The 13,970-nt window shown below is 57.6% G+C and carries 10 protein-coding genes; 5 read left to right on the top strand and 5 right to left on the bottom strand.

Annotation, left to right across the window (positions count from 1 at the left end; translation table 11 throughout):
- The first annotated feature begins 81 nt into the window (after positions 1–81).
- Together M017_RS0122545 and M017_RS0122540 are read left to right on the top strand one after the other, a co-directional pair.
- Complete coding sequence (locus M017_RS0122545) at positions 82–3,408, top strand: hypothetical protein (RefSeq protein ID WP_155121571.1); 3,327 nt, start codon at positions 82–84, stop codon at positions 3,406–3,408.
- A 5-nt stretch (positions 3,409–3,413) separates the two neighbouring features.
- Positions 3,414–4,394 carry a VWA domain-containing protein gene (locus M017_RS0122540; RefSeq protein ID WP_031500471.1) on the top strand — a complete coding sequence of 327 codons (981 nt, stop codon included), beginning with the start codon at positions 3,414–3,416 and terminating at the stop codon, positions 4,392–4,394.
- Between the two features lie 61 nt (positions 4,395–4,455).
- On the opposite strand, the gene M017_RS0122535 is transcribed toward M017_RS0122540, so the two are convergent.
- Genes M017_RS0122535 through M017_RS0122520 form a run of 3 tightly spaced genes read right to left on the bottom strand, consistent with a single transcriptional unit; the run spans position 4,456 to position 7,545 of the window.
- Positions 4,456–5,451, bottom strand: coding sequence for a tagatose 1,6-diphosphate aldolase (locus M017_RS0122535; RefSeq protein WP_031500469.1), 996 nt, complete (start codon positions 5,449–5,451; stop codon positions 4,456–4,458).
- A 32-nt stretch (positions 5,452–5,483) separates the two neighbouring features.
- Positions 5,484–7,256, bottom strand: coding sequence for a bifunctional riboflavin kinase/FAD synthetase (locus M017_RS30335; RefSeq protein WP_238326012.1), 1,773 nt, complete (start codon positions 7,254–7,256; stop codon positions 5,484–5,486).
- A gap of 4 nt (positions 7,257–7,260) precedes the next feature.
- Complete coding sequence (locus M017_RS0122520) at positions 7,261–7,545, bottom strand: DUF1844 domain-containing protein (protein WP_031500467.1); 285 nt, start codon at positions 7,543–7,545, stop codon at positions 7,261–7,263.
- 119 nt (positions 7,546–7,664) lie between these two features.
- On the opposite strand from M017_RS0122520, the gene M017_RS0122515 reads away from it, so the two are divergent.
- On the top strand, positions 7,665–10,325 hold the full coding sequence (locus M017_RS0122515) for a prolyl oligopeptidase family serine peptidase (protein WP_155121570.1): 2,661 nt from the start codon (positions 7,665–7,667) through the stop codon (positions 10,323–10,325).
- Between the two features lies 1 nt (position 10,326).
- Positions 10,327–11,274, top strand: a complete 948-nt coding sequence (locus tag M017_RS0122510) for a glycoside hydrolase family 88 protein (RefSeq protein ID WP_031500463.1) — start codon at positions 10,327–10,329, stop codon at positions 11,272–11,274.
- Here M017_RS0122510 and M017_RS0122505 read toward each other — a convergent pair.
- Together M017_RS0122505 and M017_RS0122500 are read right to left on the bottom strand one after the other, a co-directional pair.
- Positions 11,211–11,753 carry a hypothetical protein gene (locus M017_RS0122505; RefSeq protein WP_031500462.1) on the bottom strand — a complete coding sequence of 181 codons (543 nt, stop codon included), beginning with the start codon at positions 11,751–11,753 and terminating at the stop codon, positions 11,211–11,213. The genes M017_RS0122510 and M017_RS0122505 overlap by 64 nt on opposite strands.
- Positions 11,754–11,822: 69 nt before the next feature.
- Positions 11,823–12,872 carry a hypothetical protein gene (locus tag M017_RS0122500; protein WP_031500461.1) on the bottom strand — a complete coding sequence of 350 codons (1,050 nt, stop codon included), beginning with the start codon at positions 12,870–12,872 and terminating at the stop codon, positions 11,823–11,825.
- A 540-nt stretch (positions 12,873–13,412) separates the two neighbouring features.
- Between M017_RS0122500 and M017_RS0122495 the strand changes: the two genes are divergently transcribed.
- Entirely contained in the window at positions 13,413–13,958 is a 546-nt protein-coding gene (locus M017_RS0122495; protein WP_155121568.1) for a PEP-CTERM sorting domain-containing protein, read from the top strand.
- Positions 13,959–13,970: the final 12 nt, after the last annotated feature.

The following is a 13,970-nucleotide window of genomic DNA, read 5'->3' as shown; positions in this document are numbered from 1 at the left end:
AATCATCCGAATCCGGCACCCACCACGTAGTGCGAGAAACAGTGATACAGTAACACTCACTCAATCGCAAGGAGGTCTGCAGTGCGCTCTCATTGCTCCATTATTTGCTCCGTGGCTTTGTTCTCTGCGACGGTGCTTTCAGGCGATATTCGACGTGGCCGCGAATTGGAACTTTCTGGCCAGATCGCGGCGGCCGAAAAGGAGTATCAAGCCGATGGCGGCTTGGCCTACGCAGAGTTTCTCGAACGCCGCCGGCAGCCCGCTGCGGCTGCGGCCTACGAGAAACTCGCCTCCCATCCCGACCCCAATGTGAAGAGGCAGGCCTTAAAGCGACTCGTCGTACTCTCCCTTCTTGACGGCAACAAGCCGGCAGTCGAGCGAAATTTGAATCAATATCACGCTGCAGGTGGTACTGATTTTAATTTCACGACGTCGCCCCGCGCCGCCGTGAGTACAGGCATCAGCGAAATTCCTGGTCCCATCCGCAGTTTTTCCCGCATGGCGGCCCTCTCCCCCGACCTCACTCCGGATGATCTGCTCGGAGCACTGGCGCGCAACATCGTTACCAATGGCTACCAGGCTGCCGGCAACAACGAAGGTCTCGTCCAGACGGAATACCTCAAACTCATCTACCGCTATCTCTCTCAGGCCAAAGAACTCGAAAAGCTTTCCAAAGACCAGCACATTCTGATCGAACAATGCGACTCCGCCCAAACAGGCGAACTACTGAAAGTTTTGGGCTATCGCATGCGCGGCGCCTGTGGCGGTGATCTTGTGCTCGAGACCGTCAACGCCTCCCGCGCCTTTCTCACCATCGATTCCGGCTTTCCGCTCGCCGCGCTCGAGATGGCGCTCAAAACAGGCAAACCGTTCAACTACGATTACAAGCCCACCAAAGTCACCGTGCTCTATGGGCCCACTTATTGGAGCGGGGCCAAGGAGAAAGACAAACCGGAACAGCTCTTTATTGAGCAGTTCATGTCCGACCCACAGCTTTGCCGCCTCTATCTTGGACTATCGAAGTTAGATCCGTCCACGGCCGAAGACCTCAAAACCGCCATGCCCGTCCAGCGCCTGCGCGCCTTTTCCCACGTGCTCGATTTCTTCGGTGGCATGCTCCAGATTCGCAATGGGAAAGTCGCTGTTCCCGGAGATCCCCGTTCCGCATCGGTTTGGGTGGAACTCGTCGGCGCACATCCGGACAATGGTCCAGCCTTCCTCGAAAAACTCATTGCCAAAGACGACGGTTGGGTCGCGGCCTATTTTGAATCTCTGTCCCGTATCTCCGGTCCCACCCTCGACTATTTGACCGAGCCCACTCGTCTGCGCCGCTTCTATGTTGGTCTGCGGGGTAAAGTCACCTCCCCCGGACCGGCGCGGCCCGTCTTCCGCGCCTCCACAGACCTGATGTTGCTCACCTCCCGTCTCCGGCTGGAGCCCAACGGAAAACCGCATATACCAGGCAGTGTCGAAAACTGGCGGACACTCTTCATCAACCATCCGCATGGCAAGTACGACGGCAAGCTCACCAAAAGCGCCCAGAACTGGAAATCTCCCGACGACTTGCTCGAGGCGCTTTTCGCACTCTCGCGCAAGGCGGTCGACAACGAGCCCTTGCGGATGTTCCTGAGCCTCAGTGATGTAAACCGCAATCGCCAGATTCCACTGAGTCCTGCCGCCGTGGACCGGCTGCTCAAGGATTGGAAGGTTTATGGTCACCAATATTCCGCCTTCGCAGAAATGCCGGAACTGAGTGAACAATCGATTCTGCAGTACCTTTCGGCCGCGCAGACGCTCAATGGAATTGGCGACGTGCAATTCAAAGCCGATTCCGTCGGGATCTTCCAATCCCTCACATCGCTCACACAGATCCTCAACCGCAATCACTTGCTGACCGTGCCTCTCGACGAGGCCCTGGCCCCGATCCTCACGCAGATCTCCGCCGCAAAGAATTCGCGGGAGCTGTTCGACGCCGCAAAGACCTCGGTAAAGCATCTTCTGAAAGCAGCCGGTGTTGACGACAATGCCGACCCGCAACAAGCCATGCTCGGCCTCCTTGCTGGCGCCGCCAACCCGAGCGATGCAGATACGCACCGGGCGCTGGTCTCCGAGATGCACAGGGTCTTTGACGCCCAGCGTCTCGTTTCCCTGAAGATGATCTTTGACATCGACGAGAACCTGCTCGCCCCCTCGAACGGAGGCAAGGTGAACGTGGCACTCGTCAACCGTCTGAGCTCCCGCATCGTGGAGCAGCAGCCGCCGCGGAGTTCGCTTTCCGGCGCAGAACGCAACGCGATGGCCTTCGGTTATTGGGTGGACAAACACATCGAGAACGAACGGAAAACCAACTTCCGCGCCATCCTCGATAAGGCTGGCTCCGATCCGGTCAAACTCAAGGACGCACGCGGCCAGCTCACCGGATTCCTCCGCGACACCCTCGTTGGGTTTGCCTACATCCACTATGCTCCGCCCGGCGCGCAGATCCTGTTCACCAATCCGCACTTTGTCCGCAGCCATGACTTTCTTGGAGTTCTGGGAACCAATCAGACCTGGCGCAACACTGAAGTCTTTGGCTCCGGGTGGCCATCCTCGGCAGGGGGCCGCCTGGTGGGCTCGATGGTGAGTTTGCCCTATGCACTCGCCGAAGCCGAGCAGAACTTCCTCATCCCCACCCGGGAACAAGCACTCATTTGGGGAGATCTGGTGCCACAAATGATTGTCGCCTCCAAGGTCCCCCGCTACTGGCGGGTCACACCAACCCAGATGCATTTCGCCAGCCTCCACTACCGGGCTGGGGAGTCCCTGCTGGCTCAGAGCGCTGTCGATGAAGCGCTGCGTGCCAAAGTCATCGCCGCGCTGGCCCGCTTTGCTCCCCCGGCGCGCACCGAAGCGGTTAACGCACTCCTGGAAAGCGGACGAGCTTCTGAAGCGCTCGATCTTGTCACTCCTTCAGAGTCCTTCAATCTCTGCCTCCACCTCATTGCGACAAACGATTCCGACATGTCCTCTCCTCTCATTGCCGAGATCCGCCGCCTCAAGCTGGCCATGCCGCAGGAACTCTCTGTCGCCGCAATTTCCCAATCCTTTGGCACGCCCAAGCCGACTCTGGCGAACTCCTACCAGCCACAGTTGCTCAGCCTCCGCACCTTTCCTACTTTGATGGGCTATTCCAGCCGCATCCTCGCCGAGAGTTGGGAATCTTCGAATATCTACTATGCAGCACTCGCCGATGAGTTGGGGATGAAACCGTCGGAATTGAATCTGCAAGTGCCACAGTGGACCAAACTGACCGTAGAAAAAATCTTTGCTACTCATCTTGAAGACTGGCCAGCGCTACTCCGCAGTCTGCGCCTGGTGGGACAAGAGATGAGAAACGCTTCGAAGCAGTCGCAACAGGGGAGCCTCTAATTCAAATGCGTAAGTTTTTTGCAGTCTTGCTTGCATCAGCCTCATTGGTGGGGCTGACGATTTATGCCCAGGACGCCGTCTTCAAAGTGAAGGTGGACATGGTGGTGCTCAGCTTCACCGTGACAGACTCCAAGGGCAAATATGTCAATGGCCTGAAACATACCGACTTCCGCATCCTTGAGGACGGGATTGTTCAAAAACTGGCAACTTTCTCAGAGGGCAACCGGCCGCCGATTCAGATCCTCGAGGATGGCTCCACCAAGCCGCTCAGCATCTCCGATAACACTCGGGAAGTCGACTTGAAAGGGCCCTCAGACGCTTTTGTGGGCACCAACGTCTTCGTACTCTTCGATACCTCGAACTACATGTACCGCAGCTTCGTCTACGCCTCGGACGCCATTGCAGACTTCGTGCGTGGCCTCGACAAGGCAGATTCGGTAGCCGTCTACACCTTCTCGCGCAATCTGTCGCGGGCCGCCGATCTGACACGCGACCGCAACTTCGCTATCGCCGGCCTGCGCAAAGCAGTCGCGGGCGACGACTCTGCGCTCTACAACGGACTGCTGCTCACGCTGCGCGACGCGGCAAAGGTTCCAGGCCGCAAGGTGGTCATCGTCTTCTCAAACGGCCCTGACAACGGATCGATGGTCGCCCCGGACGATGTACGCGCCGTTGCCGAAGATGAAGGCATTCCGATCTACGTCATCTCGACGGCAGAGGTGAACAAGGACCCGATCTCCTCTGGCGTCTTCCGCCGCATCGCCGGGCGCACTGGCGGCAAGGCCTACTTCGCCAAAACCTGGCAGAAGCAGGTGGAAGCTTTTGAATCCATCCGCGAGGACTTAGGCAACAGCTACACCATCACCTACTATCCGCAAACGAACCCAAATGAGGGCTTCCGCAAGGTCTCTGTCGAAATCGTCACCGACCCGACAAAGAAGCTGCGAGTCCGCGCCCGCCCTGGCTACCGCCCGCGCACGACTTAGAATCCAAAGAAAAAAAGGCCGCCCTTCGAAGGGCGGCCTTTTTCAGTTACCAAGCAAACAACTAGCTCAGACGGTTCCACCACGGCTTGGCAGGCTTGAGGGCCTCGTTCACCGCGTTGATGTTCTTGAGACCTTCGGTCGCGAGCCAATCCTCGAGAGCAGCAGCGCCCTTCTGCGCAAACACCGGGATGGCGTCCTTCCAGGTCGCACGGCCACAGAGCACACCACTGAACGCAGTGCCCGCTTCGCCGGCCATCGCCAGGCTCTCGGTGAACTGGTCGTTGCTCACACCGGCGCTCAGGTAGATGAAGGGCAGCGAGGTCACGTCGGCGCTCTGGCGATAGTATTCGATGGCTTCGGCGCGTGTGTAAGCCTTCTGGCCCTTGTACACGCTCGAACCTTCCACATACTCAGCGTTAACCGGCACTTCCACCTTCAACACGTCCACCTGGTAGCGGGGCTTGCTGAATTCCTTCATCGAAGCCATCACGATACCCGGCTTCTTCTTGGCAAACTCGAGAGTCTTGTCGTCGCCACCGTTGTGGTCATAGCCGATGAACTCAAGGAAGAACGGAATCTGCACATCCTGGCATTCCGAACCGATGCGCTCGATGAAGGCATGCTTCACTTCGTTGATCTTCGGATCGTCGTCCGGCGCGTAGTACAGAAGGATCTTGACCGCATCGGCGCCCAGTTCCTTGATGCGCAGAGCGCTCAGGTCCGGCAGCAGATCGGGCAGACGGCCCGGAACAGTCGCGTCATAGCCGGTCTTCTCATAGGCCAGCAGCAGTCCGGCGTTGGCGGCGCGTGCCTTGGCGGCAGGCAGACCAAACTCGGTGTCGAGCAGGATCGCGGTTGCATGGGGAGTCAGCGCGCGCACAACGGCGGTCTTGAACTCTTCCATCAGTTCCTGCGAAATTTCCTTCTGCGTCACGCCCTTGGCAGCAGCCAGGCTCTTCGCCAGGCTCCCACGCTGATCCATGGCCGCAGCAGCAATAATGCCATCCTTGTTGGACAGCTTGTGCATGTGCAGCTTTTTGCCTTCACTCAAACTCATGTGTGTTTCTCTCTCTCTTTAGTCTAAAAATTTCATGCCGGGCTGGTCCATCGTGCACGCCGTCGCCAGTAAGCTTGCGCACGTCCAACATCCCGCAAAATTTGCGCCTTGAGTTCGTCGGGGTTCTCGAACTTCCGCTCCTCGCGGACAAAAGCACAGAAATCCACCCGGATCCTTTGCGGAGTTTCGCCCACCAAAGGATCCAATAAGTAGGTCTCAACCGACAAGCCATGAGCGCCGAACGTGGGGCGGTAACCGATGTTCGTGATCGAATGCCAGCTCCGGCCGTCTGTCAAATCCAAAGTCTTCGTGATATACACCCCGTCGCGCGGGATCACACGATCTTCCTCGAAGAGCGGCAGGACATCGAGATTCAAGGTCGGTACAGTGACCTTACGGCCGACCCCCTCACCACTCACTACATTTCCTTCGAGGCAAAACTCATAGCCTAGCAAGCGATTGGCTAGCCCGACACGCCCGTCGAGCAGCAATTCGCGAATTCCAGAACTCGACACAATGCGTCCGCGCGTCGTAACGGCCTCGGTAATCTCGATTTCGTAGCCAAACTTCGGCGCCAGTTCCCGCAGCAACGACACATTGCCGCCTTGCTTATTGCCAAAGCGGAAATTCTCCCCCACCAGAATCTCGCGAGCCTCGAGCTTGCCCACCAGCACACGGCGCAGAAACTCAGACGCGCTCAGCGAGGCAAGCTCCTCATCAAAAGGCAGCACCACCACCTGAGCAATCCCCTCGGCGCCAATCCGTTCCAAGCGCTTGGCGATCGGTTCCAGCACTTTTGGCGCTTTGTCGGGCGCAAGCAACTTCTTCGGATGCGGATGAAAGGTGAGCACGGTCGGCTTCAAGCCCAGATCTGTGGCCAGTTGCATGCAGCGGCGCAGAATTTGCCGGTGCCCGACATGCAAACCATCGAAATTCCCAACCGCTACCGCCGTGGGCCCAAAGTTGGCCGGCAAATCGGACAGGTTCCAATAGACTTGCGGCACCACACTCTGCTTGCGATAAGCACCCGATCCCACTGCGATCTCCAGACCGTCATATGCGAGCCGCACCTGCGGCGGCAACTGGCTCTCGGTCCGGGCATGCGGCAAATCGTGGCAGATGTGCGTGAGGTAAGTCCGCTGTGGCTTCAGCTTCTCGACATATTGGAGGCTGCGCGCAATGTGCGTGTGCGTCGGATGCGGCTTATAGCGAAGTCCATCAAGGAACAGTACATCCAGATCCTGCAGCAGCGCCATGCTCTCGGCCGGAATCTCATTATGATCGGTCAGATAGGCCGCGGCTCCGAATCGATAACCGGTGCTCCGCCCATGCCCATGGCTCAGCGGAATCGGTTGGAAGCGAATCCCAGCCGCCTCAAACGGCTCGCGATCAATCTCATGCAGCATCAGCTTCGGCTTCGTCGATTGTGTCGGCCTGTCATCGAAGGCATAAGAATAGATGCGTTCGACAGCCGTAATCACATCGCGCGTGGCATAGATCGGGATCGTCTGCTTCTGCCGGAAGTTGAAGGGCCGCACGTCGTCAAGCCCGAGGATATGATCGGCATGGGCGTGAGTGAGAAGGATGGCATCAATCCGTGGCAAACCCGCTCGCAAGGCCTGCTGCCGGAAGTCGGGGCCAGCATCGATCAAGACCACCCGATCGCCAAACTGGAGGGCCACACTCGGACGCAGGCGGCGGTCCCTCGGGTCGGCACTCGTGCATACACGGCAATGGCAACCGATCATCGGCACGCCGACACTGGTCCCAGAACCTAAAACGATGATTCGCGCCGCGCTCTCCAAGGAACTACTTCGTATCCCCCGAGATGGCCTGCACATAGCGGAACCGCAGCTCCGTCAGCGAATTCTCCAGCATTCTCTTCTCTTCGAGGGTCAGATTTCCCTTCGTCTTCTCCTCGAGCACACCCAGCAAATCGATTGCATGCTTCGCCCACGCGAGATTCGGTTTGTTTTCTTCACCCTCTCCCTCCGGCATCTGGAACATGCCCAGCTGCATTTGAGCCTGCATGATGAAGGAGGCGATGAGAAATTCGAAACTCGCTTGTGGCGGCTTTGCCTCAAGATCACTCATATCCATCCAGTGTAGCGAAGCCCCCAGGAGGACGCTAAACTACAGGCAACATGCGGGCCCTGAGTCTCTTTGTATGCTGTGCGCTGCTGACAACCCTCTCCGCGCAAACCAAACGTCCAATGTCCTACGCCGACACAGACGCATGGAAGTCCATCTCCGGACAGAAAATCTCCCCGAACGCGAAGTTCCTTGCTTACGGTCTTTTTCCACAAGAGGGTGATGGCAATGTTGTAATTCGCAACCTCGATACCGGAGCGGAGCTCTATGAGCCGGCCGGTGCGCGCCCTGCCCCGCCCGCTCCCGATCCGGAACGCGAAACTCCGCTGCCACAACGCACCACGCAGATCACCTTCAGCAATGATTCCCGCTTTGTCGCCTTCACCACGTTCCCCAACCAGGAGGAACTGAAGAAGAAGGCCAGCGAGCAATCGAAAGGCGGTCTCGTGCTGGTTGACACTGCGACGATGACGCCCCAACGTTTCACCGAGATTAAGAACTACCAACTCCCTGCCGAATCCGGCATCCTCGCCTTCCTCAAGGACAACAAGGAGAAGACCCTGACGGTTCTTCGCCTCAACGGCAACCAGCAAAAGACCATCCCCGGTGTCGTCGACTATACCCTCAGCAAGGATGGCCAGACCCTCGTCTACGCCACAGCGGACGCTGTGCTCGCCATGACGACCACCAACTGGGAAGGAAACCCACTGGAGTTGCTGAACGCAAAGGGCAAGTACTCAAAGCTCACCTGGGACGAGAAGCAATCGCAACTCGCCTTCCTGGGAAACGATACGGTCTATCTGTGGGATCGCAAACCGGGCGCCGCGCGGGTTGCCGTTTCAAACTCTAGCCCTGGCCTCGGCGCCGGGTTCAAACTCACCGAGAAAGGGACGCTCAGCTTCTCCCGGGACGGAGCGCATCTGTTCTTCCCTACTGCCCTCAATCGCCCGAGGCCCAAGCCGGAGGATGGCGAGAAAGCGAACTACGACCTCTGGCACTGGAAAGATGAAAGCATCCAGCCCATGCAGAAGATGCGCATTGGTGCGGACCGTGCACGGAACTACCGCGCCGTCCTCCACCTGGCGGAGAATCGAGTCCTCCAGTTGGCCAATCTGGAAGTGCAAGAGATCACGCCGAACGAGAATGGGCAATATGCCTTCGGCCTCGATGACCGCGCCTATCGCTCCATCACGGAATACGACACCAAATACGCCGATCAATACCTCATCAATACACTGACCGGCGAGCGCAAGCTCCTCGGCAAGCAGCGTAGCGGCAACTATAGCTGGTCTCCCGACGGCAAGTACGGCCTTCGCTTCGACAGCAAAGACTGGCTCTGCCTCAACGTAGCTACCGGACAGGAGTCGAATCTCACGGCCGGGCTCAACGCCAACTTCTACAACGAGGATTACGACGCCCCCGGCAAGCCCGGTGCCTACGGCGCCGGCGGCTGGAGCCGCGACGGCAAGTACGTCCTCCTCTATGACCGTTTCGACGTCTGGCAGAACGCACCGGATGGCCGGCAGGCCAAGAATCTCACCGATGGCGTCGGCCGCAAACGCGCCATCCAGTTCCGCATTGTCCGCCCAGAGACCGAAGAGCGACCCGAAGGCTTCGATCCCGCCAAACCACTGCTGCTCCGCGCCGAATCCATAGAGACCCGGGAGACCGGCTTCTTCATCGATACGATCGATGGCACCGCGGAGCCGCGGCAACTCATCTGGTCGAATAAAAATTTCACCGCTCCGGTCAAGGCGAAGAATGCAGACGTGTTCCTGCTCACCCAGTCCAGCTTCCGCGAATACCCCGACCTCACCCTCACCAACAGTGATATGAGAACCTTCCAGAAGGTCTCTGACGCGAATCCCCAGATCGCCGGCTTCAACTGGGGCAATTCCGAGTTGATGAACTTCCGTTCCAACGACGGCCAGGCGCTCAAAGCAGCCGTTTATAAGCCCGAGGACTTCAATCCCACCAAGAAGTACCCGCTGCTCATCTACATCTACGAACGGCTCAGCCAGAACGTCAATACCTTCGCCGAACCCCGTCCGACGAACTCGATCAACATCCCGATCTATGTCTCCAACGGCTACATCGTCCTCACGCCCGACATCAGCTACCGCGTCGGCTACCCCGGCGACAGCGCCATGAACTGCGTCCTGCCCGCGATCCAGAAACTGATCGAGGAAGGCTACATCGACGAGACGCGCATCGGCATCCAGGGACATAGTTGGGGCGGCTACCAGATCGCCTACATGGTTACCCGCACCAACCTGTTCAAGGCGGCCGCGCCCGGCGCCATTGTCGCCAACATGTTCAGCGCCTACAACGGCATCCGTTGGGGCCCTGGGATCCCTCGCCAGTTCCAATACGAACGAACCCAAAGCCGCATCGGCGGCACACCCTGGCAATACCCGCTGCGCTTTATCGAAAATTCACCAGTCTTCCGCGCAGATCAGGTGAAGACGCCGCTGCTCATGATGCACAACGATGCCGACGACGCCGTGCCCTGGTATCAGGGCATCGAATTCTATCTCTCACTCCGCCGTTTGAACAAAGAGGTCTACATGTTCAACTACAACGGCGAGCCGCACAACCTACGAATCCGTGCCAATCAGAAGCACTACTCCGCACGCCTCAAGGAGTTCTTCGACTACAACCTGATGAGCCAGCCCAAGCCGGAGTGGATGGAGAAAGGCCGCTCCTTCCTTGAGAAAGAGCCCACGGCCCCCGCGCGATCAAGCACCGCAACCGAAGACGAGGATCCTGACGAGCTTCCCTAACATGCTTCGTCGCGATTTTCTAGCCCTCTTCGCACTGGCGAAGCCCGCAGATCGTGCCCGTGAGTTGGCCGCCGTCTACGGGCAGCAACTCACTGAAGTGGTCTACATCCAGTCCTTTGCACTACTCGGCCGCCTCAGGCTAGGCGCACTGGAGCAGGTCGAAGCCATGGTCCAGCCCTTTCTCGGCTCTAGCCTCGAGAAAGCAACAGCCAGCCACTTGAGCGGTCATCTCCTCTTTGCAGATTTGGCCAAGAGAACGGGCAAAGAGCTCTATCGCGAACGGGTGCAGGCCGCAGCAGAGCTGGCCCAACTGCCGCTCTATAACGAAATGAGTGATGGTGTCTTCATGGGTTGCCCCATCCTGAGCCACGCCGGACGCATTGACGAAGCAGTCTTTCAGTTCCACGCACTCAAGAAGCTCTGCGAGCGAAGCGATGGCCTCTGGCGCCATTCGCCTCTCTGCGAGGCAGCCTGGGGTCGAGGAAACGCCTTTGCAGTCCTTGGACTCGCCCTCGCGCTCGAAGCCCAACCAGCGCCCAGCGCACTTCGCCCTGCCTTCACCAAGCTCTGCGCCACACTCGTCCGTTGGCAAACTCCCCATGGTCTATGGCGTCAAGTAATCGACCACCCCAACGCCTATGAAGAGTTCAGCGCCACGGCCATGATCGGCGCGGCGTTTCAGAAGGGGATTGCGAACGGCTGGCTGCCCGCTCGCGGCTATCGCAGGTCTGTCGAAAAAGCCTGGGCAGCAATCAGCGCCCGCTCCAATCGCCGTGGGGAACTCCAGGGCGTCTGTGAGTCCACCGGCAAGCAGCCGACCCTCGCAGCTTATCTCAATCGCAAAGCGATCAACGGCATCGATCCGCGCGGAGGAGCAATGGCCCTCTATTTCGCGACCGAACCCGGCACATCGAATGGAATGCTCCGCGTGCCTTCCCGCAAGCCGTAGACATAAATGAAGCGGCTCCGCACCTCAGAAACCAACTTGCGCCCATAGCGGGCTTCCAGCAGTTTCTCAAGCTGGGCATCGGTGAGTGAGATGGTCGCCATCACGGTTTTGCCTGACTTCTTCACCCGGGTTGCCGCCGGAAGATCGATCGAAATGCGATCGCTGGCAGAGGTCTTCAACTTCTCTGCACGGACCAACAGGCCGACCATCTTTTCGAGTTGATCTGCATTCTGCTCGTTCGGGGATTCCATCTCCAGATTCAGGTCCAGAGCGGAATTCACGCTCAATCCAAGCCGGACACCATCCAGCTCTTTGCCCAGCAGTTGAGATGCATCGAGCTTCTTCATCTTGCGGGCTGCAATCCGCGGCGTATCGACGCAATTATTGTCTTTCGGCCGTTTGGGAGGCTCCGCCGTCTTTTTCACCGGAGCCCCCACAACCAACATCCCCATCCCCAACAGCAGCACCACAAATCTCATCTCTCGATGATCAGCCCTCAAATGTAGGACCGCAATGGTACAAAGCTCTTAATCGCTCTAGGACAATTCTTACCACGTACCCATCCGAAGGGTCATCCCCAGACTGATTCGGAAAGTGTCCGGATAGCTGGCGATTTCCGGCCGAGGCAACCAGGCATGGCTGTACTCGAGACTGGCCAGCCGCAGAGTCGCCGCTCGCGTCAGACCGTAATCCAACCCGCCACCGACACTGAACGCAAAGCCATTCGCCTGGTGCGTAGTGGTCCACAAATCATGGACTTCCGCGCCAAGCGGCTTGCCTGGGTACAGCAGTTCCAGCTCCGCTTTTTTGTCCGGCAGCGCTTCATCGATCGTAATCCGCTTGCCACCCACCAGAACTTGCGCGTAAGGCATCCAGCGGCCCGATCGTTGGGTCCACCGCGGCCCGACCATGTAGGTCATGATGTCGCCCGAAAAATTGGTCTGCAGATCAATCATTTTGCAGCCGCCCACCTCAGCCACCCAACTGTGGTGCTTTCCGACATTCCACTGCGCCGTTCCGACGCCCCCCACGCACTGCAGCGAATCCTTCCCCACCGGACTCAGTAAATACTGCGGCGCAAGCGTGAACTCAAAGGGTGCGACAATCTTCCACGGCTCTTCGTTCAGTGGCTTCGGCTCCCGGGGCTTCCGCTCCGCCGCCGGCGCCAACTGGTTTCGGTACACCGCGATTCCTGGCCGGGCATCGCGATACCACGGCTCCTTGAAGCGCAGAAGGTTCGCAAAGCTTCGCGACGGATTCAGCCAGCCGCGCACCATCATGCGTGCAAACACATTCTCGTAGCGATCTTCAAATTTCTTGATCACATAGCGATCGAGAAAATCCTCCGCAATCATCCATCCGGTGCCAATCACCGGCGTAGCGACATGGTCAACAAAGCCCTGCTGCGGAAACTGGCTCTGCACCTTTCCAATCGAAGCCTCGCTCAGCGGACCAATCTCGAATTGCGTGCTGTAAACCCAGGAGAAAGCAGTGGCACGCAGCCGGCTCCTCCAATACTCAGGTGTATTCCCGAATTCGACCTTCTGATACTTCCGGTCGTTTTGTGCCCAAATAAATCCCGACACCGCACCTTGCATCGGGTGTCCTACGTAGTTTACGTAGAACGGATCTCCGTCAGCCCACCCATGGAGATTCGATAAAGAATTGTAGTACCCCTTCCAAAAAGGTCCTTTTAATCCATCTCGCGTTCCCGGCTCAGTTGCCAGGCGAAATCCATGTTGAATTCCTAAGAAAAACAGGCTTTGCTTCGTTAAAGATTGCCAGTCTACGCTGTCATCTTGAATGTCATTTGCAGGGAAAGCCTGCTCGGCCTGGCCTGTGTATATGAAAAGTTGTAAAAAAGCGATTCCAGTGACCAAAAAACGAGTCAAGGGGTGTACATCCTCCTAATATTTTATTCTCAATTGATACGACGAGAGGTCATTAGAGAACGTTTCAGTGCTCAGGAATCACGCTGACTGTCCGTACAGTACGGTCTGTGTCCTCCGCACAACAAAATTGTCTCTTTCTAGGGCCAACTGGCTTGACGATTCAGGTTCCCTTACTTATACTCGACATGAAGTGGGTGATAGGGTTCACCCTACACTCAATTTCAATATCTCTTAGGAGGGATAATCTTGACGAAAAAATTCCTTATGCTGTTGGCTGCTCTGACAGCAATGAGTTTGTCTTCGTTTGGCGCTACCGTCAGTGGTCTGTGCGGTACTACCTTATTCGAAGCCAGCAATTCCCCTGCAACTTCTGCCACATTGAGCTGCCCGAGCTTTTCCATCATTGGTGGGAACATCTCCAACCTCGAATTGAAGTTCATGGCCGATTACACCTACTCAGACGTTGGCACCCCGCCGATCAGCGTCACCATCACCTATGCAGTCGCGAACGGCAATTTCAGCCCGGTCATCTCCACTGTTACCCAGACCGGTAACGGTACCGTAAAGGATCTAGCATCGCCGGCTTATTCCAGCTACGCGATCAACGCTGACACCTTTGCTGGAACGACCGTAACGCTGACTGGTGTCAATTCAGGTTCTGAAGGCTATAGCGGCACCGTTCGCTACACCTATACCTACAGCCTGCCTGGTGAAGTTCCGGAACCCAGCACCGTTGCCCTCATCGGCGCCGGCCTGGTCGGAATCGCTTCGATCGCTCGTCGTCGTCGCTAAAGTTAGGAATTT

It is taken from the genome of Bryobacter aggregatus MPL3, from assembly GCF_000702445.1.
GTDB classification, from domain to species: Bacteria; Acidobacteriota; Terriglobia; order Bryobacterales; family Bryobacteraceae; genus Bryobacter; species Bryobacter aggregatus.
This window is presented reverse-complemented; position numbering and strand designations above follow the sequence as displayed.